Origin of the sequence: Microcoleus sp. D3_18a_C4 (genome assembly GCF_036702415.1) — a bacterium.
GTDB lineage: Bacteria > Cyanobacteriota > Cyanobacteriia > Cyanobacteriales > Microcoleaceae > Microcoleus.
The window spans coordinates 114,267-141,038 of record NZ_JAUBTI010000001.1 but is presented as its reverse complement, the minus strand read 5'-3'; the positions used below and the strand labels follow the sequence as shown (position 1 = coordinate 141,038).

The 26,772-nt window shown below is 47.3% G+C and carries 21 protein-coding genes and 1 riboswitch; of the genes, 11 read left to right on the top strand and 10 right to left on the bottom strand.

The features are described from left to right. The first annotated feature begins 553 nt into the window (after positions 1 to 553). The 4 genes from QUB16_RS00665 (at position 554) to QUB16_RS00650 (ending at position 5,865) form a co-directional block, all read left to right on the top strand. Positions 554 to 3,247 (top strand): endonuclease MutS2, encoded by a 2,694-nt coding sequence (locus tag QUB16_RS00665; RefSeq protein ID WP_333313420.1) that lies wholly within the window; start codon positions 554 to 556, stop codon positions 3,245 to 3,247. Between the two features lie 3 nt (positions 3,248 to 3,250). Beyond that, on the top strand, positions 3,251 to 3,481 hold the full coding sequence (locus QUB16_RS00660; RefSeq protein ID WP_333313296.1) for a hypothetical protein: 231 nt from the start codon (positions 3,251 to 3,253) through the stop codon (positions 3,479 to 3,481). A gap of 17 nt (positions 3,482 to 3,498) precedes the next feature. Then, complete coding sequence (locus QUB16_RS00655; RefSeq protein WP_333313295.1) at positions 3,499 to 4,104, top strand: DUF3038 domain-containing protein; 606 nt, start codon at positions 3,499 to 3,501, stop codon at positions 4,102 to 4,104. 177 nt (positions 4,105 to 4,281) lie between these two features. Next, complete coding sequence (locus tag QUB16_RS00650) at positions 4,282 to 5,865, top strand: DUF4335 domain-containing protein (RefSeq protein ID WP_333313293.1); 1,584 nt, start codon at positions 4,282 to 4,284, stop codon at positions 5,863 to 5,865. Between the two features lie 375 nt (positions 5,866 to 6,240). On the opposite strand, the gene QUB16_RS00645 is transcribed toward QUB16_RS00650, so the two are convergent. The 3 genes from QUB16_RS00645 to QUB16_RS00635 form a co-directional block, all read right to left on the bottom strand. After that, positions 6,241 to 6,624 (bottom strand): VanZ family protein, encoded by a 384-nt coding sequence (locus QUB16_RS00645; RefSeq protein WP_333313292.1) that lies wholly within the window; start codon positions 6,622 to 6,624, stop codon positions 6,241 to 6,243. Between the two features lie 123 nt (positions 6,625 to 6,747). Further along, positions 6,748 to 8,106 carry a DUF3370 domain-containing protein gene (locus QUB16_RS00640; RefSeq protein ID WP_333313291.1) on the bottom strand — a complete coding sequence of 453 codons (1,359 nt, stop codon included), beginning with the start codon at positions 8,104 to 8,106 and terminating at the stop codon, positions 6,748 to 6,750. Positions 8,107 to 8,243: 137 nt separating this feature from the next. Further along, positions 8,244 to 9,167, bottom strand: a complete 924-nt coding sequence (locus QUB16_RS00635) for a nucleoside hydrolase (RefSeq protein WP_333313289.1) — start codon at positions 9,165 to 9,167, stop codon at positions 8,244 to 8,246. A gap of 79 nt (positions 9,168 to 9,246) precedes the next feature. Between QUB16_RS00635 and QUB16_RS00630 the strand changes: the two genes are divergently transcribed. Then, positions 9,247 to 11,208: a S9 family peptidase gene (locus QUB16_RS00630; RefSeq protein WP_333313288.1), complete on the top strand. Its 1,962-nt coding sequence runs from the start codon at positions 9,247 to 9,249 to the stop codon at positions 11,206 to 11,208. Positions 11,209 to 11,422: 214 nt separating this feature from the next. Then, positions 11,423 to 11,641 (top strand): hypothetical protein, encoded by a 219-nt coding sequence (locus QUB16_RS00625; RefSeq protein WP_190741995.1) that lies wholly within the window; start codon positions 11,423 to 11,425, stop codon positions 11,639 to 11,641. Between the two features lie 337 nt (positions 11,642 to 11,978). On the opposite strand, the gene QUB16_RS00620 is transcribed toward QUB16_RS00625, so the two are convergent. The 5 genes from QUB16_RS00620 to ntrB form a co-directional block, all read right to left on the bottom strand. Continuing rightward, positions 11,979 to 12,764: a universal stress protein gene (locus QUB16_RS00620; RefSeq protein ID WP_333313286.1), complete on the bottom strand. Its 786-nt coding sequence runs from the start codon at positions 12,762 to 12,764 to the stop codon at positions 11,979 to 11,981. A 46-nt stretch (positions 12,765 to 12,810) separates the two neighbouring features. Next, positions 12,811 to 13,650 (bottom strand): nitrate ABC transporter ATP-binding protein, encoded by an 840-nt coding sequence (locus QUB16_RS00615; protein ID WP_333313284.1) that lies wholly within the window; start codon positions 13,648 to 13,650, stop codon positions 12,811 to 12,813. Then, complete coding sequence (locus QUB16_RS00610) at positions 13,547 to 13,822, bottom strand: hypothetical protein (RefSeq protein WP_333313283.1); 276 nt, start codon at positions 13,820 to 13,822, stop codon at positions 13,547 to 13,549. The genes QUB16_RS00615 and QUB16_RS00610 overlap by 104 nt, the downstream gene beginning before the upstream one ends. Positions 13,823 to 13,932: 110 nt before the next feature. Next, entirely contained in the window at positions 13,933 to 15,363 is a 1,431-nt protein-coding gene (locus QUB16_RS00605) for an ABC transporter substrate-binding protein (protein WP_333313282.1), read from the bottom strand. 173 nt (positions 15,364 to 15,536) lie between these two features. Continuing rightward, complete coding sequence (gene ntrB / locus QUB16_RS00600) at positions 15,537 to 16,385, bottom strand: nitrate ABC transporter permease (protein ID WP_333313280.1); 849 nt, start codon at positions 16,383 to 16,385, stop codon at positions 15,537 to 15,539. Positions 16,386 to 16,484: 99 nt separating this feature from the next. Continuing rightward, positions 16,485 to 16,701: riboswitch (cyclic di-AMP (ydaO/yuaA leader) on the bottom strand. Positions 16,702 to 16,871: 170 nt separating this feature from the next. Here ntrB and QUB16_RS00595 point away from each other — a divergent pair. Continuing rightward, a complete protein-coding gene (locus tag QUB16_RS00595) occupies positions 16,872 to 18,062 on the top strand; it encodes a sensor histidine kinase (RefSeq protein WP_333313279.1) in 1,191 nt (396 codons plus the stop codon). Between the two features lie 121 nt (positions 18,063 to 18,183). Here QUB16_RS00595 and QUB16_RS00590 read toward each other — a convergent pair whose 3' ends face one another. Continuing rightward, positions 18,184 to 19,521, bottom strand: coding sequence for an ArsB/NhaD family transporter (locus tag QUB16_RS00590; protein ID WP_333313278.1), 1,338 nt, complete (start codon positions 19,519 to 19,521; stop codon positions 18,184 to 18,186). Between the two features lie 281 nt (positions 19,522 to 19,802). Between QUB16_RS00590 and QUB16_RS00585 the strand changes: the two genes are divergently transcribed. Beyond that, positions 19,803 to 21,011 carry a HAMP domain-containing sensor histidine kinase gene (locus QUB16_RS00585; protein WP_333313276.1) on the top strand — a complete coding sequence of 403 codons (1,209 nt, stop codon included), beginning with the start codon at positions 19,803 to 19,805 and terminating at the stop codon, positions 21,009 to 21,011. A 34-nt stretch (positions 21,012 to 21,045) separates the two neighbouring features. Continuing rightward, the gene (locus tag QUB16_RS00580; protein WP_333313274.1) at positions 21,046 to 23,196 is read left to right on the top strand and encodes a VWA domain-containing protein; all 2,151 of its coding nucleotides are present in this window, start codon (positions 21,046 to 21,048) and stop codon (positions 23,194 to 23,196) included. A gap of 62 nt (positions 23,197 to 23,258) precedes the next feature. On the opposite strand, the gene QUB16_RS00575 is transcribed toward QUB16_RS00580, so the two are convergent. After that, a complete protein-coding gene (locus QUB16_RS00575) occupies positions 23,259 to 23,582 on the bottom strand; it encodes a PEP-CTERM sorting domain-containing protein (protein WP_333313273.1) in 324 nt (107 codons plus the stop codon). Positions 23,583 to 24,146: 564 nt separating this feature from the next. On the opposite strand from QUB16_RS00575, the gene QUB16_RS00570 reads away from it, so the two are divergent. Both QUB16_RS00570 and QUB16_RS00565 read left to right on the top strand, forming a co-directional pair. Then, positions 24,147 to 24,875, top strand: a complete 729-nt coding sequence (locus tag QUB16_RS00570) for a Bax inhibitor-1 family protein (protein ID WP_333289806.1) — start codon at positions 24,147 to 24,149, stop codon at positions 24,873 to 24,875. Between the two features lie 244 nt (positions 24,876 to 25,119). Further along, positions 25,120 to 26,703 carry a tetratricopeptide repeat protein gene (locus QUB16_RS00565; protein ID WP_333313272.1) on the top strand — a complete coding sequence of 528 codons (1,584 nt, stop codon included), beginning with the start codon at positions 25,120 to 25,122 and terminating at the stop codon, positions 26,701 to 26,703. Positions 26,704 to 26,772 lie beyond the last annotated feature (69 nt).

Here is a 26,772-nt window from a genome sequence, read left to right as displayed (position 1 = left end):
TCCAAAATAGTTCAATTACATCAAAAAACAGCCCATACCCGCTCCCTCAAAACCCAAAATAGCCCATACCATTTTAGATTTTATATTTTAGAGTAAAAAATTGGTAATGACCGAAAACATCCAGGATACCCGCCACGTGATTCATCCGTAGAGAAATTAGAAACGTGTATCCGAGAAACTTGCCCCCCGAATTTATCTCGCGCAAGTCAATGCTTCAATTCTTTAATCTAAAATCTAAAATCTAAAATCTAAAATCTAAAATCGATTGACTTACTGTATAATAGTTGGGAGCTTGCCTAAAGTTGCATATTTTTTGGGAAATGGTATCACGAGAAGGTATAATTTTAGACGGGTAATGCAAAAATGCCAATTTTCTCCTTCGTAATAATGTTACATCAGAGCTTTCGGCAGAAAGACTGCGGAGGGCGATCGCAGATACTTTCTCAAATTGCGCCAGGAAACAATAAAAAACTTTAAAATTAATTAATAGTATCGTTAAATTCACCTTCTCGGTCAGCGCCTGGGAATGCCAATTACCAACACCACCTCAACTTTGATTCAAGCCGAAACACTAGAACTATTAGAATGGCCGCGCCTGTGTCAGCACTTGGCTACCTTCGCGGCCACCAAACTCGGCGTCGCCGCCGCCCTTGACCTCGCAATCCCGGCAACTCAAGCTCAAACAGCCGAACTCCTCGCCCAAACTCAGGAAACTTATCAGTTAGAGAGCCGCGCTGGCGGTGCTTTGAGTTTTGAAGGAATCCAAGACATCGGCACTTCCCTGCAGCGAGCCGAACTCCAAGGTTTGCTCAGCGGCGAAGAATTGCTGGCAATTGCTACTACCCTCGCCGGAGCAAGGCAATTGCGCCGGATAATTGACTCTCAGGCAGATGTGCCGACGCTCAAAGAACTGGCAGCCCAATTGCGGACTTATCCCGAACTAGAGCAAGAAATCCATCGCTGTATAGACGATCGCGCTCAAGTAGCAGACAGAGCCACTCCTAAATTAGCAGGAATTAGAGTCCAAATGCGACAGTTGCGCGATCGCATTTATCAAATATTGCAGGGGATTTTGCAGCGCCAATCCAACGCCGTACAAGAACAGCTAATTACCCAAAGAAGCGGACGCTTTGTCATTCCCGTCAAAGCTCCCCAAAAAGATGCCATACCGGGCATCGTTCACGACTCCTCGGCCAGCGGCGCGACACTCTACGTAGAACCCCACAATACAGTCAATCTTAACAACCAAATGCGGCAGTTGCTCAGGCAAGAACAAGCCGAAGAAGAAGCAGTCCGCCGCGCCCTCACGGAGCAAGTCGCAGCAGTAAAACCCGATTTAGACAGATTGGTGGTTGTAGTTACAACTTTAGATTTAGCGGCCGCTAAAGCGCGTTATAGTTATTGGTTGCAAGCAAATCCGCCGAAATTTATCGAATTGGGAGAGCCAGAATTAGCACCAAAAAATCCCGAAACAGAAGATGAGGAAAAAGAAGATGAGGAAAACTCAGAAAACAGTCAATTATTAATTCGCAACCTGCGATCGCAAATTACCCTGCGCCAGTTGCGCCATCCGTTATTAGTTTGGCAGCAACAGCACGAGCAAGGCTTTCCAGTCGTGCCGGTCGATTTAACGATCGGGCCGCACATCCGCGTCGTCGCCATCACCGGCCCCAACACTGGCGGCAAAACTGTCACCCTCAAAACCTTGGGCTTGGCAGCTTTAATGGCGAAAGCCGGAATGTTTGTTGCCGCCCGCGAACCCGTAGAATTGCCTTGGTTCGACAATATTTTGGCCGATATTGGTGACGAACAATCTTTGCAGCAAAGTTTGTCTACTTTCTCCGGCCATATCCGCCGCATCAGCCGCATTTTAGAAGTTTTACAAAATAAATCGCAGGCCCAAGGGGAAGAAAAATCAAACCTTCCAATTACTAATTCCCAACAGCAAGACGAAGAAGCCACAGATACGCAGAACACTGTTTCGGCTCTCCCAATTCTCAAACCTAAATTACAAATTCCCAAACCCCAAATCCCAATTACCAATTCCCAATTACCAATTCCCAAATCTTTAGTTTTGTTAGACGAAGTAGGAGCGGGTACAGACCCATCTGAAGGCAGTGCATTGGCGATCGCCCTGTTGCAATACCTCGCCCAACATTCCCTATTAACAGTTGCAACTACCCACTTTGGCGAACTCAAAGCCCTCAAATATCAAGACTCCCGCTTTGAAAATGCCTCAGTAGAATTTGACGACAATTCCATGCAGCCAACCTATCGCTTGCTGTGGGGAATTCCCGGACGTTCCAACGCCCTCACCATTGCCAAAAGACTCGGTTTGCTAGCATCCATAGTCGAAGAAGCTCAAACCTATGTGGGGGGAGCCTCTCAAGATGTTAATCAAGTAATTGCTGGACTCGAAGCACAGCGCCGGAAACAGGAAACCAAGGCCAGAGAAGCAACTCAACTGCTACACCAAACCGAAAAATTGCACAGAGAAGTTTCTCAAAAAGCAGCCGCTTTGCAAGAGCGGGAGCGAGAACTAAAAATAGCTCAGGAAGTGGCAGTAAATGAGGCGATAGGGTCGGCAAAATCAGAAATTGCTCAAATCATTCGTCGCTTGCAGTCGGGCAACCAGACGGCTCAAAATGCCCAACAAGCGACAGAAACCTTAAATCAAATTTCCCAAAAACACCTGCCCTCTCGACAGCAACCGGCTAAACCCAAACCGAGTTTTATGCCGAAAGTGGGCGATCGCATCCGCATTCCCAGCTTGGGTCAAACCGCCGAAGTCCTCAGCGGCCCCGACGCTAACGAAGAGTTGAGCGTTCGGTTTGGGATTATGAAAATGACTGTCAAACTAGGAGAAATTGAATCCCTCGACGGTCAAAAACCGGAAACTAAAGCTCAATTAGCCAAGGTTGCAGCCCAAGCACAAGCACTCGCTACGGCGAAAGCTAAGCAAGCAGCGGCGGAAGCTCCAAAACCCAATCCCGAAATTGCTATTCGCACTGCTAATAATTCGATCGACCTACGGGGTGCGAGAGTCTCAGACGCAGAAATCGAAATAGACAGAGCTCTTTCCAAAGCCGTGGAATACGGAGTGCTGTGGATAATTCATGGCAAAGGTACGGGACAGTTGCGGCGCGGCGTTCACGAGTTCCTCGCGAATCACCCGCAGGTTTCCCGCTTTGAGTTGGCTAGTCAAAAAGAAGGGGGTGGAGGTGTGACGATCGCTTATTTACATTGATTTGTGGCAGCCGGTGGCGTAGGATGGTTAGGGGTAAAAATATCTGGGTTTTGCGGATTGCGATCGATCGAACTTGAAACCGCAACTTTTCACCCGCAAATCCGTCCAGCAGTTAGGATTGCCGGAATCAAAGCAACGAGCTATGGAGACAAATTGACAGATGTGCTGTTGCCCACAGGCCGCAAAGCTTTAATCACTGCATACTGTTTGATATCCTGCCTCAACCAGTCTTAATTTCCCGTGCTGAAGCCATGCGCTCGACCGTAAAGCCCTCCGCTCCCACAAACGAAAGGGGCCCATCTCCCAACTGGGAAGAATTGACCCAAAAAGCACCAGAACCTACCCAGTTGGACAACATTAAAGCCCAACTGGATTTAGTGCTGTTAGCCCTAGAAGCACTGGCAGAAATTGGCTCAGAGGCGATGCTCAAGGTAGCAGCCGAACTGAATTTAGAGCCAATGGTAGCCGATCGGGTAGCTTTGTGGCGGCTGCGCCAATCTAACCCGCTGCGGAAAGGCCAGGGAGGGCGCAAAAAACTCGATGTGGAGGAAGCTCGATCGCTCGTTTTGATAAGCTGTCATTTGGCAAAACAGCACCAAGCTTTAATCCGCCGCGCTGTTGCTTTGCTCGAACAAATGGCAGAGCAAAACCGCGAACCTCACACAATCGCTTTGTTGGGAGATTATATTGACAGGTTCAGCAACACTTATGGCTCGCGCATGGAAGATGGAGAAAATTTATCGGGCCGAGAGTTGACTGATTTGGCCCTCAAACTCCTGATCGATTTGCTGTTTTACAGCAGTCCCGGCGGCCACCGCCGCCTCTGGCTGGCACTTCTAGATCGCGCTAAGAATTAAGCTAAGCATAATGGGAACGAGAATCACAAACATCGGGAACAGGCAAGATGCCTGTTCCACCAAAAAATTTATTTATTGTGGAACAGGCATCTTGCCTGTTGCTAAAAAAGCTTGTTGAGAATACTGCCAAATATCAGATAAAACATAGTTATTCCCTCTTCCTTCTTCCTTCCTGCTATGGTTCTCAAACGGTACACGCCCCCCACTTGCACGCTGGAAATTACAGCCAAAAGTTCGCCTCTATCTCGCTGGGCGGGCCAACCCGTGTTTAAATCTTTAAGTTTCGAGCTGCGACTCGACGACCCCAGGCTGCCAGATACCGAACACGTTACTCTCAGGGGCGATCGAATTCAACTCGAAACCCTCCACGAAGCTGTTAGCAACTACGTCCAAAACTTGCTCGGCGAATCCCGCGATTGGGAAAGCAACCTCAACTCTCAAACCGATCGTACCGCAGCAGGCCCAGACTCGCCAGAAGTCGGGCGTAATGCCGTTATATTCGATCGAGCCGTCAACACTTCCGAACTAGCAACCTGGGCCCCGAACACAGCCTACCTTCCGGTTCCCCCCCGCTTAGAGCCCCGCGGCTTGCTCGCCCACAACTTGTTTTTAGGCTCTTTGAGCGCTGCAGAATCCGGGCCAGTAGTTCCCTTGAGCACCCTGCAACTGTTTGACTTGGCCACCGCACTAGATGACTGCGCCGCCGAAGTGATGGCGCTTCCCAACCTCAACAGCGAACCCCGACGGCCGCTGTCCTCACCCTGGCTCAAGGTGGCAGCAATGCTGGTCGCCAGCGCCGGTCTGACGACAGGAATTCTCAAAATGCTCGATCGAACCGCCACCTCCCCGCAAACCGCCACAGCCCCCGCCACAGCCCCCGCCAATCCACAATTGAACACCGCTCCAGGAAACCCCCAGCTAGCTGCCGGCGTTTCCCCCAGTCCAGTTCCCGCCCTACCCACACCCCCAGCACCAACACCCGCAGCCACACCCGGTTTACCGCCCCTGCCGCCCCCGCCCATCAACACCGCCGCCTCTCCCAGCCCCAGCTTGCCCCCCATCGCCCTCGCGCCAACTCCCCCCACCAACAGACCCAGCCCCATCCAGCAGCCACCCCTGCTATTTCCCGCCAACGGTAGCGCAGCCAGCGCCCCAGCTTTCCCTCAAGGGCAAACAATCACTATTCCCGCCCCCGAAGAACCCTCCATTTCCGCCCCCCAAGCACCCGCACCAGTACCCTACGTGCTGCCCCCACTACCGCCTAGACTGGCTCCCGCCGTACCGCCCCCCCTGCCTCCATCCCTGTCTGCTTCCCGATTTCCCGTTCCCCCGCCGCAACCCTTCCCCCGCCCCATCGAGCCGATTGTCCCCCCCGCCAGTACCGAACTCCCAGCCCTTGAGGACGCTCAACCGCCTGCGGAGTCTGAGGACAACAACCAGGTGGCGGCTAGCAAAAAAAACCACACTTTATTTGATACAATTCCTCAAGTTTCAGAAGCTAGAACTTACTTTGAGGAACGCTGGAAGCCTCCTGAAGGAATGGAACAAACTTTGGAATACAGCGTGCTGATCGATGAAAATGGGTCAGTTGAAAGTATTGTGCCGATGGGAAAAGCAGCAGCAGATTATATCGAGCAAATTAATATGCCATTAGCCGGCGAGCCGTTTGTTTCTGCCGTTTCCAATGGAAAAAACCCGAAAATTCGAGTTGTTTTGAGACCGAACGGTCGAGTACAAACCTTTTTGGAAGAGAGTGATTAAACGCTATCAAACACATTGCCGAGATGGGAAATCCCGGTTAATTGCTAATCTTAAACAAGTTCAAAAACCATCAATTTTTAACGGCGACAGCAGCAGCCAGCCTATTGACATTTGCTCCAGTTTGTGCTACCCATATCTCTTGACCCGTGCGGGCAGAGTCACCAGTAAAAAAAGTTGCTGACACTCGTCAACCGATGTGCATTGCACACCCTACAAACTTCCTTATTCCTTCTGCCTTCTGCCTTCTATATCATCAATAGACCTCTTGCAAAAATAATTAGGACGGGCTCTCCGGCCCGTCCCACAAAAAATAACTCTTGTGGGACGGCCATCTTGCCCGTCCCATCAATTGATGAAAGGATTTTTGCAAGAGGTCTAATGCCCTGTTTTTCTCTCCCAAACTTCTCCAATCCAATAAAAAATTGCAATCCCGCCAAAACTAAATAAAAAATCTTCAATACTAGCAGTACGATTGGGTAAAATCGCTTGCAGCATTTCTTCCGCAGCAGTGAAAATAGTAAAAATTGCGGGGCCGAAAGGAATTGAATAATTAAACAAATTCATATTTTTTTTGCCACTTGCTCTATGGCACAGAAAAGATGCTATTCCGTACAAAATGAAGTGACCGAGTTTGTCATAAGGCGGATGAGCGAGAGGAAAGTTGACTAATTTCCCTGTAGCTGCTAAAAGCATAATACTGAGAAGAATTAAAACGTACACAAAACAAGCAACTATCCAGAATTTTTTTGAGAACTTCATCTTGTTTTTTGCCAATACCGACTAGACACAAACCAAGGCAGCCCAACGCGAAACTAATATCAAATCTGGTTAAGTGCGTATTGTATTTGTAGGCCTCTGCCTACCCGTAGCAGCAGCTCAAATTTAATTTGTTTTCACTGTCAAAACTTGCGGCGGCGACGCATCGGGCGGATAAATAAAATCCACTTCTACAAGTCGCTTTTCTCCCGATTTCATCTCTAGTTTTACCAAAGGTTCCCCCTGCTGTCCCCGCCGCTGGACTAAATGCACGTAGCGAGTTTGAGGCACTTTACTGTCATCAGTATACCGCACTCGAACCGTCCCCCTAAAAAAAGTTTGAGGTGCCGGAGGTTGTAAAAAACTAAGTCCTCCTGAAGTTAATTTGTCTGTCTTAATCGGAGTTTGAATCGCGACTGTTACAGTTTGATTTTTGCTGGTAGAATTGTACAGCGGCAAGCTGAGACTGTATTGAATTCCGTAATTGCCGTGGGCGCGGTATGCTGTATCTGGGTAGCGGACTAGCATTCTCGCACTTTGCACTTGATTTGTACCCAGCATTCCGCGCGGGAGGCTGCTTAATGGGTAGGAAAATGCTGTTCCGGGTTGGGGAATGGCTAGGTTTGATGTGGCGGGATTGTCTGAGATAAGTGCTCGCCATTCTGAACCTAATGCTACACCGGCAACTCGGCCGTAAATTAGTTGACCTTCGGTGATTTCTGGTGGTGTGGGAGTTCGATCGCGCGGCCCGGCTATATTACCATTGTCTAATAAGTTTTGCCATTCTGCTAAATTGGGCGATCGCTCGTTTCCCTGTCCGTTTCCTTCTGCGTCAAGTCGGGCAAACATCGCCAGACTGGCAACATAGACTATACCATCGCTCCGCAACCGCATCAAGGTCGATCGACCGTTTAGCGGCGGTACCAATTCCCGCACCGGTATCGGATGATTCATCAACAATTGGCTTTTTCCCGGTGGAATAATTAACTGCGGCTCAAAGTCAGACTGTCTCCTTCCTCTGAGAATATCATTCACAGCGCGACTTCCCGGCCCTGCGTAAATATTACTGTTTGAATTATCGACTTGCGGCGGCAATTCAATAAAAGGTGCATCGGGTTGACTGAGATAACTTGCAGCTTGCAATATATCTAATGTTACAGGTTTATTACCCGGATTGTAAACAATTACTCCTTGATACAATGTTCGCAAATCTTCAGGCGAAGGTGCGCGGGCTATGTGGTGGGCAAATATGTCGAAACGTCCTTGAAACGGAAAGTTTAAATGTGCCGCCGGAAATCTTTTACCATCCGGGGGAAATGTCGAAAGCAAAATTCCTTCTTGCAGCACTAATTCGGGGCTGTTGCTGTTAAATACTGGTATGTTGTCTAACTGTCCGGGGAGTGGTCGCACTTCTTGGATTTGGAGGATTTCTTGAGGTGCGGGAGGGGTTTGGGCTAAGGGGATGATTGATAGAATTGGCAGCATTTTTGAGAGGAGTTTTTTTTACCGCAGAGGGCGCAGAGGGCGCAGAGGAAGAGAGGGAAGAGAAGAGGATGTGAATATTTGTGTCGGGGCGGGTTTTGTACGGAGATTTTGCTCAGTTATAGCAGATATTGGGATTTTTACCTCGCCCACTGTTGTAATATGTATTTGTAAAATTTGGCTGTGTCTACTTTATCCATTGCTTGAATTTTTCGTCCTCCTATTTTAACTTTTGTGCGTCCTTGGCTGATGCCTTCGGTCACAATTTCTGTTTCCCATTCTCGCAGTTGGTAATATTCGGGGTGCGCTAAATAAGCGGTTGCCAAAATGTCCCAAAAATAGTAATCTTGAGATATTGCTAGGGCATAACACTGTCCTGCTAAGTCGGAAATTGGATATTTGCGCTGTTTTGCTAAGAGATTGGAAAATTCTACAGTTAGCGGTACATTATTTGTGATGTCTAAAGGACACATAACAACGGGAATTTGGGTTTGCCAAATTCTCTCGATTGCTATCGGGTCCCAGTAAGCATTCCATTCCGCCGACATATCTTGTCCGGGTTCCATATCTTTGCTAACATTGCCGATAACATTGAGGGCGCCTCCCATCCAGACAATTTCTTGAATTTTGCTTTCAATTTCGGGCGCGATATCTAAAGCTTGCGCTACGGTTGTTAACGGCCCCGTTACCATTAATGTGACTGGTACGGCTGCATCTTGCAAAACTCGCACCATAAAGTTTTGTCCGGGTTGTGATATTAACGGCGTGTCAATGGTTCCTTTTTCATTTAGAATGGGAAGTCGATCGACTGCAAAGGAATCTCGCCGAAATAACACCGGAAATGGATTCAGTCCCCGCACCGTACTCGCCGCCACCGGAACTTCTGAACGCCCCATCAAATCGAGGATTTTGCGCGTTGCACTCACCGCCGGTTGAATGTAGCAGTCCGCAGGAGTTACAATTACCCCCAGAGTTTCGACTTCCTCCATTGTCATCAGCAACACGACTGACAGATAGTCGTCAACTGCACCGTCGTGATCCATTAGTACGAGTTTTTTGGACATTTTGCTTCCCCGGTGACTGAATTAGTGTAAAGTACAAATATTAATTTTTTTGTGCGAGAAACACAACTGGCTCAACTATATGAATACAGTATCACCTTACGGCTCTTGGAAATCACCTATTTCTTCCGATTTAATTGTTTCTGGAAGTGTCGGACTCGGACAAATTGCTATTGACGGCGATGATATTTACTGGGTTGAGGGAAGGCCTTCGGAAGCGGGAAGAAGCGTCCTCGTGCGGCGCACTCCTGACGGTACAATCAACGACGTGACACCGCATCCTTATAATGTTCGCACTCGCGTTCACGAATACGGCGGCGCTTCCTTTGCAGTTGCTGGCGGTGTTGTCTATTTTTCTCATTTTGCCGACCAACGTATTTACTCTCAAGCATTAGATTCTCAACCCCAACCTCTGACACCTGCTGCTAATTCTCGCTATGCAGATGCGATAATTGACAAGCAGAGAAATCGCCTGATTTGCGTGCGCGAAGACAATGCAGGTGAGGGCGAACCTGTCAATACTATTGTTACCATTAATTTAGATAACGGCGAAGATATTCAAATCTTAACTCAGGGCAATGATTTTTATGCTTCCCCTCGTTTAAGTCCAGACGGTTCTCTACTTTCCTGGATTTGTTGGAACCATCCAAATATGCCGTGGGATGGCACAGAATTGTGGGTAGGAGAAATTAAGGCTGACGGTTCTTTAGGTGAAAAATACTTAGTTGCTGGCGGGGTTGATGAGTCGATTTTTCAACCAGAATGGTCGCCCGATGGAGTTTTGTATTTTGTTTCTGACAAGTCGAACTGGTGGAATTTCTACCGCTGGCCATCTAGAACCCCCCTCAATCCCCCCTTGGTAAGGGGGGAAGCAGAGATAGAAACCAGCTTGTGCGAAATGGCGGCTGAATTCGGACTTCCTCAGTGGGTTTTTGGAATGTCTACTTATGCCGTTGTCTCGGAAAGCAAAATTATTTGCACCTACACTCAGCAAGGGCTGTGGTATTTAGCGAGTCTTGATTTAACGACTAAGCAGTTGACAACAATTGAAACGCCTTACACTGATATTTCGTCGATCAAAGGGCGGGGAGAAACTGTTGTTTTTCTGGCAGGTTCGCCGACTGAATCTACTGCTATTGTACAACTCAATTTAGCAACAAGCAAACTAGAAATCTTACGGAAATCGAGCAATTTAAGCATCGATTCTGGTTATCTTTCTGAACCGGAACCTATCGAATTTCCCACGGAAAACAATTTGACGGCTTTCGGTTTTTTCTATCCCCCGAAAAATCAAGATTTCGCAGCACCTGCGGGGGAAAAACCGCCGTTAGTTGTGAAAAGTCACGGCGGCCCAACTGCTGCTACTTCTAGTAGCATGAATTTGAAAATTCAATATTGGACGAGTCGCGGTTTTGCCGTGCTCGATGTTAATTATGGTGGCAGCACTGGTTACGGCCGAGAATACAGAAAAAGACTGCAAGATAGTTGGGGAATTGTCGATGTTGACGACTGCGCTAACGGTGCTAAATATTTAGCTCAAAAGGGTTTAGTTGATGGCGAAAAAATGGCGATCGCCGGAGGCAGTGCAGGGGGGTACACCACTCTCTGCGCTCTTACTTTCCGCGATGTGTTTAAGGCCGGTGCGAGCTATTATGGAGTTAGCGATTTGGAAGCTTTGGCAACAGATACTCACAAATTTGAAGCGCGCTATCTGGATGGATTGATTGGGCCTTATCCTGAAAGAAAAGATTTGTATGTACATCGTTCGCCGATTCATTCCGCCGAACGTTTATCTTGTCCCGTTATCTTTTTTCAAGGATTAGAAGATAAAGTGGTTCCGCCTAATCAAGCGGAAATGATGGTAGAAATATTGAAAGCTAAAGGTTTGCCGGTTGCTTATGTTGCTTATGAAGGGGAACAGCACGGTTTTCGCCGCGCTGAAAATATCAAAAGAACTCTTGACGGCGAATTCTATTTCTATTCGCGGGTGTTTAAGTTTGAGTTAGCTGAACCTGTGGAGGAATTGGTGATTTTCAATCTTTAGAAAACATTAAGTTTGCAGTTGCTCGGTATTCCCTAAAAAGCAACTGCAACCTTAGCATAATTAGCCAATTTTCAATGTGATTTACTTCACAAATTTTGCTGTTGACTATCACATCGTTAAAGGCAATACAGCTATAAATTTTTATAGTGCGATCGCCTTTTGTTGCCGCAGAAACGCCCGATCGCGCGATCGTCGAGTTAGAGAATCAATTACTATGCAAACTCCTGTCCACCTGATTCCATCTGCTTTGGGCGAGCTGTTTGCCGAAGTGAATCAAAATGGCTACATTACTCTAGCGGATAGGTACGGTTTGATGGCTGCTATTTTTGATGAAAATTTGACTGAGGAAGACAAACGCTCGATCGATCGCCTGCTGCGCTCTGTGTGTCGAGGAAAGATAAAATTAGTTAACGAATTGTCTACGATCAGGTAAGTGCCGATAATTTTCCTTGACGATAATTTTAACAATCCCCACCATCAAAAAAAGTCCTAATTGTCTCGGAATTGGGACTTCGATCGAGGAAACTATTTTTAATTTTTCATCGATATAGAACTTACGCAAAAAAAGGTTGGGCGCGCTAATTATAGTCGTAGGGAATGAGAATTAAATAACTTAGAATTTTGATGGTTCTTGTGGGATGGGCGTCCCGCCCGTCCAGAAAGGGCGGGCGGGACGCCCAACCCGCAAACTTGTGTAAATTATTTAATTCGCGATCCTACGGTGCGCTGCACCTTACATAATTAGATTCTGGCCCAACGAGTGAACAATTTTAACGTGCAGGTATAGTTGTCGCCAACTGTAACTTGCTCAAACTTTCTTCAGGCTGAAAATCCATCTGATAGCTGAGTGCCGAAGGAATCCCGAGTACGCAGCAGGGAAAATTATTGCCTAGTTCCCTAACCAGCCGATGGTTGTCAGAACCACAGCCCAAAAACAGTAAATTTGCTGCTTCTAATTCCACCACATTTCTCAGTTCTGTAGCAACCCGCCCGATTCGTAAATGAGCTTTGAATAAACCGCGCCATTCCTCAGCCAAACAGCGCGCTTGCCACAGCAACTTATCTGCTACCTCGTACTCATTATTTTGACCATAAATTGCTTGGAAATAATGCGGATCGATCCAAGTATTTTGCTGGGATACCGATGGGATTTCGGTTGGTAAAGCGAGTGCAGGTGCTGCACAATTAAGGGCGAATGTTCCCTCTAAATCAGACACCTTCTGCTGTGCCGCCAAGGCATTTTCTACAGCAAGTTTGCAACTATCTTCGCGGTAACTTTTTGGCGATTCGTCGATTACGTATACGACTTGAACTGTGACTTCTTTAGTTGTTACTAAACGAGTTTGATGCGCCATCCAAAGGGTAATATCCAGAGCTATTTGACTTTGGGGAGAACTGTTGTAACCGACAATAAAATTGATAGTTTTTGGCTGTTGTGGAGATTTGGATTTCTTAGAAATGGGTACTTTTGGCTCCGGCAGCAATACCATTTCTTCTGCTAAATTTTGGTATCCCAATGCACTTTCAAAACGCGCTAACATTGTTTTGAGATTCACAGGCTTGACCTCTCTTAAGTGAATTGTTTGGTCTGTCCGTCGGGCGTTATTCGTCTTGGGTAAAGTAGCGATCGAGAAAATTCAAAGCATAGTTGCGGAGTTCGTAATACTCCTGGGATTCCCGCAACTCTTGGCGATCGCGCGGGCGCGCAAACGGCACTGACAAAATTTCACCTATCGTCGCAGCCGGGCCGTTTGTCATCAGTACAATGCGATCGGACATATAGATAGCTTCATCCACATCGTGAGTAATCATCATTGCAGCTTGTCTGTGATTTTCCCAGATGTCCAGCACCTGTTTCTGCAACTTGCCGCGAGTCAGAGCATCCAGCGCTCCAAACGGTTCGTCCATTAATAACATTTTCGGTCGAATCGCCAAAGCTCGCGCAATCCCAACCCGCTGTTTCATGCCCCCTGAAATTTCGTCTGGATATTTATCGGCTGCTGCATTTAAGTTTACCATTGCTAGGTGTTCGTTGACAAGACTAATCTTCTCAGAACGGCTAAGACTTCGCAAAACTTCATCAACTGCCAGCCGAATATTTTCCCGCACCGTCAGCCAAGGCAGCAATCCGTAGTGCTGGAATACCATCATGCGATCGGCTCCCGGTTTGCGAATTTCTTTTCCTTCCAGTGTCACCATTCCCCTGCTCTGTTTTTCCAAACCCGCCACTATTTTTAGCAGCGTTGATTTGCCACAGCCAGAATGACCGATTACTGAAATAAATTCGTTTTCTCCAATACTTAAATTGATATTTTCGAGAACGCTAAATTCTGTACCGTCACCATTTTTGTAAGACTTGAACAAATTCTCTATTTCCAGAAATAGACGATCGCTCTTGACCGAACTTTCGGTACTGGTAGAAGTAGAAGTGTATTGGCTCACGGTATTCTCCTAAAAAGTAGTAAAGTGTTAAGGGAATTTTCTTGCTCTTGCCTAAATCCTCAAATTGGGCAGTCGGTTTCAACTGAAATGTTGCACCATTCTCAATAAGCTTTTTATGAACAGGCTTTTCGGCCTGTTCCACAAAGAGTGAATTTTCTTGTGGAACAGGCAAGATGCCTGTTCCTGAGAATGGTGCAATATCTCAGTTTCAACCGACTTTAGCTATTAGCCAGGGAATAAATTCCCTGGCGCGACATTAGGAAAAGCGCAACATCTCAAACATTAAGACTGAAAAAAAGACTGAGGGCGGTTGGCTCGAATTTCAAAACTATTCAAATAACCCACCGGATCGCTAGGATCAAATGCCTTTTTATCAATGAAAAGTTCCGCAGGTTCCACTTGGTAATCCTCCTGGGGACAATCGATCGCCATTTCGGCAACAATCTTGCGGTAAAGGTCGGTTTTCCAAGCTTTTTTAGCTAATTCCTCAGCATTTTTTGGAACTTCTTTAATCTGTCCCCAGCGAGCGGCTTGAGTCATCAACCAAATACTCTGAGACTGCCACATAAATGTTGAATGATTTCCCGGTATTTGAGGCAAATTCTTAGGAATGTCATAGAAAATAGTTGCATCTTCCGATTGTATGGTGCGGTCTTTTTCGTCAAAACCTCCATAGTTGTAGTCGCCAACTATTGCCGGTCGCGTAAATTTGTCGATCGCCCCTTTTTTCGGTTTCGCCCCCGTAAACGATCGCTCAGTTAGCAGCGCCGATATTTCACTGCGATTTTCGGGCCGGCTGCAATACTGACAAGCTTCCACCATTGCCTTAACCAGCGAGTAATAAGTCTTCGGGTTTTCCTCAATGAATGATTCCATTACTCCCAAAAGGCGATCGGGATGTCCCAGCCAAACTTCCTTGCCTTGCACGAAGGTAAAACCCACTCCCAAATTGCCTTGAATTGCCCGCGTATTCCAAGGTTCTGCCACCATGTAAGCCTGCATCGCGCCAATCCTGATGTTCGTTACCATCTGCGGCGGCGGCACAATAATTACCCGAAATTCTTTGAACGGATCGACACCTGCAGCCGCCGATATGTAGCGGACAAAGTATTCGTAAATCGCAGAACTCAGAACCACTGCCCAAACTCTTTTTTCCGACGGCTGACTGTCAAAAAAGGCTCGAAATTGTTTGCCAAATTCTTCTAAATTGCCGTTGTATTCGTGCCAAGGGCGCAAACCGGAATCCCACATAGCTTTGTTCATCGTCATGGCGTTGCCGTGGCGGTGAATTGTCATTGCCGCGCACAGGGGTGCGTGCCGCGCTCCTTCGGCGCCAATTCGGGCGTTTGTGACCGCGCCGGATACGACTGGGGAGGCGTCGAGGCGGCCGAAGATTACGCCGTCGCGGGAGGTTGCCCAGCTTGCTTCGCGGTTGAGTTTGACGTTTAAACCGTATTTGCGGAAAAATCCTTTTTTCCAGGCGATCGCAAATGGTGCACAATCGTTAACCGGCACGTATCCTACGGTTAAATTTGGTTTTTCTAAGGTTCGGGAATCGACAACCTGCTTTACGGCTGAGGCTTCTTCTGTCAGTCCTTTTGCCGATCGATCCGCGCTAATTCCACAACCAGATAAAGCCATTCCCGCCGCCGCCATTCCGATTCCTTGCAAAAACTCTCGGCGGTTCCCTTCATTGGAAAACTTGTCACTCATACAATTTTAGATTTTAGATTTTAGATTTTAGATTTGAAGTTGTAGTTGTAGGGTGCGTCGCCACCAACCATCACAAACAAAAATCGACCATCGATGAGCGACGCACCTTACAGTTGACAGTTGATAGTTAACTGTTCGCTGCTGACTAATGACTGATGACTAATGACTGATGACTAATGATTAATGACTGCTCGATGCGTTACCAATTCCTGAACTTTGTCAACTGCAGCATCGAGCAACAATCCAGTTAAGCCAATTACAAACACCGCTAAAAATACCGAACTCAGATTCAAACGGCTCCACTCATCCCAGACAAAAAAGCCAATTCCCACACCGCCTGTCAGCATTTCCACCGCCACAATCACCAGCCAAGCAATCCCCAAACTAATCCGCAAACCTGTAAAAATGTATGGCAAACTCGCCGGCCAAATTATCTTGGTAATCCGCCTCCATCGCGGCATTTCCAACACTCGCGCCACATCCAGATAATCCTTGGAAACGCTAGAAACTCCCAAAGCTGTGTTGATAATTGTCGGCCACAAAGACGTGATGAATATGACAAAAATTGCCGACGGCTCTGCTAAATTAAAAATCGATAAAGCTATGGGCAGCCAAGCTAGCGGCGACACCGGTTTGAAGATTTGAATCAGCGGATTGAGCGCCATCATTGCCGGTTTCGACATCCCGATCAGAAATCCCACGGGAATCGCAACTGCTGCACCCAGCAAAAATCCCACCAACACCCGCCGCAAACTCGCTAGCAGCAGCCAGCCAATGCCTAAATCTCCAGGCCCGCGCCGATAAAATGGATGGAATATGTAATCTAAATTAGCGATTAACGCCTGATAGGGAGTGGGAATTAAATCGCTGTTGAAGCTGGCAACAATCCACCACAAGCCAAGAATTCCCAAAAAACCCGCAGCAGGTAACAAAACACCATCTCGGATGACAACGGGTTTTACACGCTTCCACCTTGCAACTGCTGCAAGTGCGATCGCAGATAAATTAAGCTGTATGAACATTTCAATCTCCTTCAGAGTCAGGGCAGGTACAAGAATCTTGAACAATACCAACCTGAGACACTGACGAAGCCAAACTATCTTGTTCAGAAATTTGGCTTTTCAGTCTCTTCTCAATGCCTGCGAAGTTAGCTGACGGGCTAGGACTGAGAGATGTCCTTCTCTACATAATTAAAGGTTAAAAATTACACTCACTCAAACTGGGAAATTTTTAACTTTGCTTTTTAATTTTGTAGAAATTAGCCCCGAAAATTGGTTCCTCCGCTCCAGCCACACGCTTGGTTTGATTGCGCGGTGCTCGATTAGGCTTGACTTTTTAAGCCAATTTCAATTAAGGTATCACGAGCATTTCATTTTGTCAATAGGTCTTTAGGAGTAGCTCTTGGCGATCGCAAAGCTCAAAAGTTGATAGAAAATTCAAAAAGTTAATTAATTAAACTCACCTAGAGAGATAAAATGCGATCGCCCACTTCTTTCTCTACTTGAGCCATGAGAGACTTTAGCCTCGCGCTGCAAGATCGAATCGACATAATTATACAAAACTGGATCGAAGCTGTACGATCCGACGACCAACTCGAAACCGCTAAGGAACTCACCTACAATGGCGTGCGCGACAGCGTTCCACTGGTACTGCAAGCGATCGTAACCATGCTTTCCCAATCCCAAGAGAGCGACATTCGCACACTCGTAGAAAAAAGTTTAGAACACGGAACTCTCAGGGCAAAACAAGGCTACGATGCCGAAGAAATTGCGCGGGAATACCGCTTGCTGCGCTGGGTAATTTTCGAGGCTTTAGAGCCAGAATTGTTAAAAGCCTCTGCCGCCGAAGTCAGCAGAGCTTACCGCTTAATTGACACGGCCCTCGACGAAGTAATTGCTAAATGTTTCCAAACCTTTACCCAGGAAAGATTCCAAGAACTAAAGGATTTGCAAAACCAACTGCAACTTACAAATCAAGAACTGACTCGCTTAGTTCGCGCCAATCAAGAGAACTTATCTCACTTAGCTCACGAATTAAAAACTCCCCTCACCTCTATTATCGGGTACTCAGATTTATTTTTGCGCCAGCAACAAAACTATTCCGAAATTAAAGGTGCTGTTCCCAATATAGGACATATTGATAGAGTCCTCAACAGCGGCCGACTGTTGCTGAGATTGATCAACGATACTCTGGAAATTTCGCGGTACGAAGCCGGACAAATAAAGTTACAGCTAGCGCCAATCAGACTGCCAGATGTACTCGCCACTGTTGTTGAAATAATCGAGCCTTTAGCGAAAGCCAAAGGTTTAGAGATAGCTGTTGAGTGCCATCTCTCAGACGATCGAGTGGTGACAGATTGCTTGCGCTTGCAGCAAATTATCACAAACTTAACCAGCAACGCCATTCGCTACACCACAGCCGGTACTGTTAAAATAAAAAGCGAACTTTTGCCAGAGAAATATTGGACAGTAACTGTCTCAGATACAGGAATTGGCATTCCTCCTGAAGACTGCGATCGGATTTTTCAACCCTATTTTAGAGCCGACAACTCCCTGAGTTCTGGCATTCCTGACAGTACCGGCTTAGGGCTAGCAATTGTCGCTCGATTAGTCAAGCTCTTGCAAGGTAAAATCGAATTAGTTTCTCAAGTAGGAGTTGGCTCCTCCTTCACTGTAATTTTCCCCTTAGAATTGGAATGATTTTAGATGCTTTAGTATTACCAACCAATTTTTCTTCCCTCTTTCCTCTGACTTCTTCCCTCTTCCTGAAATCCGTTACATCCGTTACATCCGCCCTTGCGAATCCGTTGCCGAACTTCCTTCAAATCAGAAACCGAATAGTTACATAAACAGCCGCAGCCACCAATTGCACGGCCATCACAGGAAGCCCGTAACGCAGAAAAGTTTGAAAAGAAATCCGGCGTCCGTGCTGTTCAGAAATTCCCGCCGCCACTATATTAGAAGAAGCTCCTACCAAAGTGCCATTTCCGCCTAAAGTTGCTCCATACATCATCGCATAAAACAGGGGCAGCACAGCAGGTGGAAACTGCCCTGCAAAATCCGGCGCCAGCACTTCTGCCGGTGCAAGCCCGACATTGACAACATACTGTTTTAGCAGCGGCACCATCGCCACTACCAGCGGAATATTTGGCACCACGCTCGACATCAAACCCACAAAAAATAACAAAACTAAAGAACCCAGAAAAATATTTTTACCCAAAATCACTGCTAATATTCCAGATATACTGGCGATGACTCCGGTTTTTTCCAAACCGCCAATCAGCACAAAGATAGACATAAAAAATAGCAGCGTGCTCCAATCTAAATCCCGCAAAATATTATTAACAGAATCAATTTGGGAATGGTGAGCTAAAAGCATTGCCAAAGCAGCCCCCAACAAAGCAACGGCTGCCGGTGAAATAGGCACGGGCAGAGACTCTCCTATTACAAAAAATGTCAGCACGAAAGCTATAATTAAGCCGCCTACTACTAAAACTCGCGGGTGATTGATTTTTGGGTGGGGCAAATGTTCCAAATCGTCTAAGTTCTTGTGCCAAATTTCGCGGAACAGCCAAGGCAACATAACTACTATCACTCCTACTGCGATCGCCCCGCCCAAACTTAACTTTACCAGGTAATCTGCAAAACTCATGTTAATAGCATCGCCGACAATGAATGTCGCCGGATCGCCCACGATTGTCAGCAGTCCCGAACTGTTAGCCACAAATACCATTAAAATCAGTAACGGCACAAAATCTACACCGACTTCTTCTGCCATTGGCGGAATTAATGGTGCTAGCAGCATGACTGTCGTGGCATTGGGCAAAACTGCACAAATTGGCGTAGTAATTGCGACAATACCCAGCAAGAGATTTTTGCCTTTGCCTTTCGCCAAAAGCACCATTTGAGTTGCCAAGTATTCAAATACTTTGGTAGGCTCAAAGGCTCTCACCATTACCATGACTCCGAAAAATAAGCCTAGCGTGGCGTGACTTCGACCGATATATTCGATCGCGTTGTTTAACGTCATCACGTGGGTAAAAACCAGAATCACTGCTCCCAGAAATGCCGCAACTGTGAGGTGTATCCATTCTGTAATTATTAAGAAAATTACACATATAAATGTTGTTGCAGCAATCACAGCTTGTACGTTTTCCATTTATTCCCCTGAACAATTTAATACTTAAAATTAAAAACTATTAGTGTGAGGCAATTTACTACTTTATGGCTCTTCTGTCAATAGGTTGAAGGGCTGATTATCGTAGCAACACGCTGGGATCGACCCCTAGAGAGAGATCCGGCACAGGGAAAAAATCACCTCAAAACTACTTCTTTTGGCAGGGTCGCGATCGCCCGAAGTTTGGTATGGCGATCGGGCGATCCCTCAACTACAATGAAGCATAGGCAATCTCTGCCAAACTCAACCCCCACGCAGACATCATGGACTACAGCCAAGTGCTCGCCGACAAAACCGATACTATCGTCAAAAACTGGATTGAAGCAGTTCGTCAGGATCGGAAAATTGAAACCGCTGACGCCTTACCGCACTCAGCAATCGAAAATCACATACCTCACCTGCTGGCGGCGATGGTCACAGTGCTTTCCCAATATCAAAACAGCGAAATAAAACTAATAATTGAAGCCAGTTTAGATCACGGATTTCTCAGAGCCGAACAAGGCTACGACGCCGCAGAAGTAGCCCGCGAATACCATTTATTGCGTCAAGTAATATTCTCCCACTTAGAAGCCGAATTGCTAGCAGGAAGCGTCGCAGACGTATTCAGAGCTTTTCGGCTGATAGATGCCGTACTAGACGAAGCAATTGCCCAGTGTTTCAATAGCTACGTCGATCAGAGGATGCGGGAACTTCACCAAATCCAAACTCAGTTAACACTCACCAATCAAGAGCTCAATCGCCTCGTCAGCGTCAATCAAGAAAACGTCTACCATTTAGCTCACGAACTCAAAACTCCTCTCAACTCGATTATTGGTTATTCCGAACTGTTTTTGCGCCAAGAAAAATGGCAATCTGAAATCAAAGATACCCTCCCCGGCATCGAACACATCGAGCGAGTATTACGCAACGGCAGACACTTGCTTCGCATGATCAATGACACACTAGAACTTTCTCGTGCCAATGCCGGAAAAATTAAACTTAACCTGCGGCCAACTAATGTACAATCTGTAATTAACACCGTAGTAGAAATGATGCAGCCAATTGCTGATGCTAAAGGACTCAAGCTAGCTGTTACCAGCGACGATGCCCCAAGACAAGTAATCGCCGACGGACAGCGGCTGCAACAAATTCTGATCAACCTGGTGAGCAATGCCATTCGCTATACAGAATCAGGTAGCATTGAATTAAGTTGCCGCCCTGCTGGAGAAGGAAATTGGGCGATCGCAATTACAGATACCGGCATTGGCATCGCCCCCGAAGATACAAAGCGCATCTTTGACCCCTTCTTTCAAGCAGGAGAAGCCGGCAAACAGCTCTTTCCCACCGAAAGCACAGGCCTGGGATTATCAATAGTATCGCGGCTCGTCTCGCTGCTGCAAGGCAAAATCGAGCTAGTATCAGAAATAGGAGTTGGCTCAACTTTTACCGTGATTCTGCCCCAAGAAGTTAAAGTCCTCCAAGAAGTAAGCTAAACATTAAGTTCAAATTTTTACATCCGAAAATCCTATGCCCGCAGCCAACAGACGCCCTTCCACCACAGCCTTTCCCCTCACCGCCGTAGTCGGGCAAGAAGCAATCAAATTAGCCCTGCTGTTAGCAGCAGTCGATCCCGGATTGGGAGGAGTTGCGATCGCAGGCCGCCGGGGCACAGCAAAATCAGTAATGGCCCGCGCCTTGCACTCCTTACTGCCACCCATTGAAATTGTTAAAGATTCTTTTTGCAACGCCGAACCTAATGAAATTATTGCCGAACAAGCATCAGGCTTGTTACCAGAAAATGGCGGGCAAGATGCCCACACCACCGATACTAATTCCTTAACTACTGAAATAATTCCCACACCATTCATTCAAATTCCTTTGGGTGTCACCGAAGACCGACTCTTAGGTTCAGTGGATGTCGAACAATCAGTGAAATTCGGTCAAACCGTATTTCAACCCGGACTCTTAGCCCAAGCCAATCGAGGCGTACTTTATGTAGACGAAATCAACCTCCTCGATGACAATATTTCCAACCAATTGCTAACAGTATTAACCGAAGGGCGCAACCAAATAGAACGCGAAGGCATTAGCTTCCAACACCCCTGCAAACCTCTATTTATCGCCACCTACAACCCCGAAGAAGGGCCGCTGAGAGAACATTTGCTCGATCGCATCGCGATCGTACTTTCAGCCGACGCAGCACTCGAACTAGAAGAAAGAGTCTATGCAGTAGAACAAGCTTTATCCTACTCCAGCTCCCCCCAAGACTTTCTCAATCAATACAGCGAAGATACCGACAACCTCAAAACCCAAATCATCCTAGCCAGAGAATGGCTCAAAGATGTCAGCATTAAACGCGAACAAATTGCCTACCTAGTAGAAGAAGCCATCCGGGGTGGCGTTCAAGGACACCGCGCCGAAATATTCGCAGTCCGCGTCGCCAAAGCCGCCGCCGCCATCGAAGGACGCACAGAAGTTAACGCCGAAGACCTGCGCCGCGCCGTAGAATTAGTCATCGTACCCCGCGCCACCATCATCCAAACTCCCCCAGACGAAAACTCTCCTCCTCCTCCCCCTCCACCGCCTCCCCAACAGCAGTCAGAACAAGAACAAGACGAACCCGAAAACGAACAAGAAGACGAAGAAGACCAAGAGGATGAAGACAACCCGGAACCTGAAGAAGAACCAGAAAAAGATACCATTCCCGAAGAATTTCTCTTCGACCCCGAAGGAGTAATTCTCGACCCCAGCGTGCTTTTCTTCGCCCAAGCCGCCAGCCGCCAAGGCAAATCGGGCAGCCGCAGCACCATTTTCTCCGAAGATAGAGGCCGTTACGTCAAGCCGGTATTGCCCAAAGGCCCCGTCCGCCGCATCGCCGTTGACGCCACCCTCAGAGCCGCCGCACCCTACCAAAAAGCCCGCCGCGACAGGAATTCTAACCCCCCCCAACCCCCCCTTAGTAACGGGGGGCAACAGGCGAGTCAACCCCCCCTTAGCAAGAAGGGGCAAGGGGGGGTTGAGCGCCGTGTATTTGTGGAACAGGGAGACATTCGGGCGAAGCGCTTGGCCAGAAAAGCTGGAGCTTTAGTCGTATTTGTCGTCGATGCCTCCGGTTCGATGGCCCTCAACCGAATGCAGTCGGCCAAAGGTGCAGTCATGCAGCTACTCACAGAAGCTTATCAAAGCCGCGACCAAGTTGCTCTCATTCCCTTTCGCGGGGAACAAGCAGAAGTGCTGCTACCGCCGACTCGCTCGATAGCCTTGGCCCGCAAGCGTTTGGAACGGTTGCCCTGCGGCGGCGGTTCCCCGCTGGCCCACGGTTTGACTCAAGCAGTGCGGGTGGGAGTCAACGCGCGGCAGTCTGGAGATATCGGTCAAGTTGCGATTGTCGCTATTACTGACGGACGCGGTAATATTCCTTTGGCTCGTTCTTTGGGCGAACCGATTGTAGATGGAGAAAAGCCTGATATTAAAAAGGAATTGTTAGAAATTGCTGCCAAAATTCGTGGGTTGGGAATGCAGTTGCTGGTGATTGATACCGAGAGCAAGTTTATTTCGACTGGCTTTGCGAAGGAATTGGCCAAGACTTCTGGAGGGAAATACTATCACTTGCCGAAAGCTACCGAACAGTCGATCGCAGCTATGACTAAAAATGCTCTGCGCGACGCGATCGGCTAAAATCCTGATATCCGCATTTATCTGCGGTTAAAAATCCTAAAATTAGACTTTTTGCCAAAAGTCTAATTTTTAACTCTCACTCTCCGGCGAGTCAGCGCCAGCGAACCCGCAACTAAACCCAACCCTACCACCGCCGAAGGCTCAGGAATTCTTGCGGGGAGAGGCACCGGCTTTCCCGGTCCCCGGCTCGGGATTCCAGAATTTCTGTTGGTGAATTGCTCGGTATTCTTAGCCAGCAGCAAATTTTCTGAACCCTGCCCTGAAGTAGCGGTATAAACGGCTCGGAAATTAGCTGCAACGGCAGCTTGACCGCCGGAAATAACGGAGGCAGCCAATAAAATTCCGGCTGTAGGTGGCAATAATTTGCGATCAAAAAATGTGGGCATGGGACATTACCTATTTAGCAGTTTGTCGATAGCACTCGATCTATTCATTAATTTTCCGGGTATCCTCTGTCTAAGCTACCTTAGCCATTAACGGAACCGATTTTAGATTTTAGATTTTAGATTTTAGATTGTAGATTTTAGATTTTAAATTTTAGATTATTGAAGTTTCTGGCCCCTAGTTTTAACTAAGTCGCAAATCAAAAACCTAAAATCAACTGTGGCCCCTGTCTCTAGCATATACTCCTTAATCCCCAATCGTAAATCCCCAATCCAAAATTGATTTACATCCGCTATCTGCGATCTGATAGACTTTAACCTGGCCCCTGGCCGCCGATAGCGCCGGCCCTTTAACCTCAATTATAGCTTTGCCCCGACGCCCAACGGTGCGAGACAGCGACACGACACATACCTGTACGCAGTCAATTATAAACAATCGATCCCTGCTTTGGAGTGATTTCACCCCCGTTCTTTATCAAATCTTTAAACTCTTTCAGGTTTTGCAAACAAACTGTAAAGCTGTCAAAATAGAGATAGCAATTCTCAGCCAAAATTAGGTAAATCCTCGTGAGTAACACTAGCAATTTCCGCGAAGCCGTGCGCGAGGCCAAAAACCACGCGCTAGTAGGCCCCAACGTCATCTCCAACGCTCTCCCCTTCGTGGGCGGCGGACTTGTCTTAACTGCTGTCGGCACCTACGGGGGCCTCGGAGTGATTCGTAACTATCCCGGGATCTTCTTTCCCACATTCATCGCCGCGATCGTCGTAGAATTAATTCTATTCTTCGTCGCTCGCGCCGCCGCCGAACAAGGCAACAAAAATACCGCTTTGCCCCTGCTGGCAACCTACAGCCTGCTTTCCGGTTACACCCTCAGCGGGTTGGTGTCTGTAGCCCTCAGAAGCCAAGGCGTCGGCATCTCCGGCATCGCTTTTGCTGCACTCGGATGCGGCATTACCTTTATCGCCGCCCGCCAAATTGGCTCCAACCTTTCTGAACAAGACGGCATGGCCCTCACCAAAACTATCAGTTTAGGTGTCATTGCTTTGTTAGTCGTCGTTGGCGGTCAGTTTCTGCTCTCTCTCTTTGGCGTCTACACCCCAACCTGGTTGGAAATTGGCATTTCTGGCATCGGCGTGTTTATATTTGCCGGCGCTGCGATCGTCGATTTTTACATATTACCCCGCACCTACCGCGACGACCAGTATCTGCCCGCCGCTCTGTCGATGTACTTGACCTACATCAACTTGTTCATCTTTATTCTGCGCCTGCTGATTGCTCTCAACGGCCGCGATTAATTGAAACTGTAGCTTAAAAAAAACCGCGGCTCGATCGACATCGGGCCGCGGTTTTTGATTAAGATTGGGAATCAAGATAGTCGTCATCTCGTCCTCTGTCCCTCATTTAAAAAACTTATATCATGTCCGCCGGCGACAGACATGAAGTATAATATTACTTTTTAATCACTCTATCAAAGGTCTTGTTATCTAATTCTGTCGATCGCGATTTCAATATTAATCACAAATTAATTGGAGAAAACTCATGTACTTAAAATATGAAGATATCAGGAGAGTCAGCGTAGAAATTACTTCCAGGTGCAATGCAGCTTGTCCCCAGTGTCCCCGCACCGGCAACCCGATTTTGCCGGGGGCGGAATTAAAGATGGAGGATATTGAGAGAATTTTTCCACCAGAGTTTTGCTCTCAGTTGGATTTGGTGTATATGTGCGGCAACTACGGCGATGCTATGACTAGCAATACCACAATTCCCGCGATCGAATATTTGCACCGCATGGGAGTTCCTCAAATCTGCCTGTACACCAACGGTAGCGGACGCAATCCAGACTGGTGGCAAGCCCTGGCAAAGGCGATGACAGGAGAATACGATCGCGTAATTTTTAGTATCGACGGGTTGGCAGATACTAACAGCATCTACCGCCAAAATACCAACTGGGACAGGATAATGCAGTCGGTTAATGCCTTTATCCAAGCTGGCGGAAAGGCTGTATGGCACTACTTGATTTTTGAACACAACCAGCACCAAGTAGAAGCAGCGCGGGATTTAGCCCAACAACTAGGCTTTGTCGAGTTTGTACCGAAAGCTACCTCTCGTTTTGTGGCGAAAGAGATTTATGAGAAAGAGTCCGCCAATCAACAGCCTCAGAAGCGAGAAAACTCTCAGGTAGAGGCGTCTAGCGATCGCCCCAACCAACCAGCAACAACTAATGCGTCAGACCCTCAAAATCCAACACAGACCGCTGTTGGGTTGCACAAACAAGCTGAGGACTGTTTGAGACAAGGACAGCTCTCAGAGGCGATCGCAGCCAGCCAACAAGCCCTGAAAATTCAACCTAATTTTGCAGCAGCCTGGAAAACTTTAGGCAATGCTGTTCAAGGTTTGGGGAAGATGCAAGCAGCAGCAGACTGTTACGCAAAGGCACTTAAAATTCAGCCTGATTTTCCAGAAGTTTATGCTAATGTCGGCAGTCTTTATGCTCAACAGCAACAGTGGCAGCCAGCTAGTGCTTATTACCAAAAGGCGATCGAGCTTAAGCCCAATTTTGCAGGAGCTTATCGCAATTTAGCTAAAGTGTTGACACAGTTGGGGCAACCAGAAAAAGCAAATTATGCTTGGTATCAAGCTATAGCTATCGAAACATCTCAAGCACCAGAACCAACTCCTTCTGTCCCATCACAGCCAGCCAGCGAAGAACTTCAACCCCCGTCGTTGGAACAATATAAAAATCCACAGGGAGACCAATTTATCCAAGCTGTAGAAAAATTTGGTAGCCTAAACAATTACTACCGGAATGTAGAAATTAGCTGTCAAACTCAAGCCAGCAAAGAGATTTTCATCAGTTTTGAAGCGGAACTCTGGCCTTGCTGTTGGGTAAGCCATACTAAATACGCTGTTTATAACCACACTTACAGACCGCAAATGCTGGCTTTAATTGAAAAGTACGGAAATGGTTTTAATTCTCTCAGAACTCAATCGGTGAAAGATGCGATCGCCAGAGATTGGTTTCGCGAAGACCTCACAAAAAGTTTTTCCTGTTCTAAAAGGTTGGACGTATGCGCTCACGAATGCGGTAAAACTTTCAATTCAACAGGTTCGCAGTATATCTAGCAATAAACCTGTAGGGCTGACTCTCACAGGTACAGCCCCTACATACTGTTGGCGATCGCCCGTCAGGGC

Excerpts from the sequence above, each read along its gene's own strand:
- QUB16_RS00655 (WP_333313295.1), top strand. The coding sequence starts at position 3,499 with ATGCGCTCGACCGTAAAGCCCTCCGCTCCCACAAACGAAAGGGGCCCA.
- QUB16_RS00650 (WP_333313293.1), top strand. The coding sequence starts at position 4,282 with ATGGTTCTCAAACGGTACACGCCCCCCACTTGCACGCTGGAAATTACA.
- QUB16_RS00645 (WP_333313292.1), bottom strand. The coding sequence starts at position 6,624 with ATGAAGTTCTCAAAAAAATTCTGGATAGTTGCTTGTTTTGTGTACGTT.
- QUB16_RS00640 (WP_333313291.1), bottom strand. The coding sequence starts at position 8,106 with ATGCTGCCAATTCTATCAATCATCCCCTTAGCCCAAACCCCTCCCGCA.
- QUB16_RS00635 (WP_333313289.1), bottom strand. The coding sequence starts at position 9,167 with ATGTCCAAAAAACTCGTACTAATGGATCACGACGGTGCAGTTGACGAC.
- QUB16_RS00630 (WP_333313288.1), top strand. The coding sequence starts at position 9,247 with ATGAATACAGTATCACCTTACGGCTCTTGGAAATCACCTATTTCTTCC.
- QUB16_RS00625 (WP_190741995.1), top strand. The coding sequence starts at position 11,423 with ATGCAAACTCCTGTCCACCTGATTCCATCTGCTTTGGGCGAGCTGTTT.
- QUB16_RS00605 (WP_333313282.1), bottom strand. The coding sequence starts at position 15,363 with ATGAGTGACAAGTTTTCCAATGAAGGGAACCGCCGAGAGTTTTTGCAA.
- ntrB (WP_333313280.1), bottom strand. The coding sequence starts at position 16,385 with ATGTTCATACAGCTTAATTTATCTGCGATCGCACTTGCAGCAGTTGCA.
- QUB16_RS00595 (WP_333313279.1), top strand. The coding sequence starts at position 16,872 with ATGAGAGACTTTAGCCTCGCGCTGCAAGATCGAATCGACATAATTATA.
- QUB16_RS00590 (WP_333313278.1), bottom strand. The coding sequence starts at position 19,521 with ATGGAAAACGTACAAGCTGTGATTGCTGCAACAACATTTATATGTGTA.
- QUB16_RS00585 (WP_333313276.1), top strand. The coding sequence starts at position 19,803 with ATGGACTACAGCCAAGTGCTCGCCGACAAAACCGATACTATCGTCAAA.
- QUB16_RS00580 (WP_333313274.1), top strand. The coding sequence starts at position 21,046 with ATGCCCGCAGCCAACAGACGCCCTTCCACCACAGCCTTTCCCCTCACC.
- QUB16_RS00575 (WP_333313273.1), bottom strand. The coding sequence starts at position 23,582 with ATGCCCACATTTTTTGATCGCAAATTATTGCCACCTACAGCCGGAATT.
- QUB16_RS00565 (WP_333313272.1), top strand. The coding sequence starts at position 25,120 with ATGTACTTAAAATATGAAGATATCAGGAGAGTCAGCGTAGAAATTACT.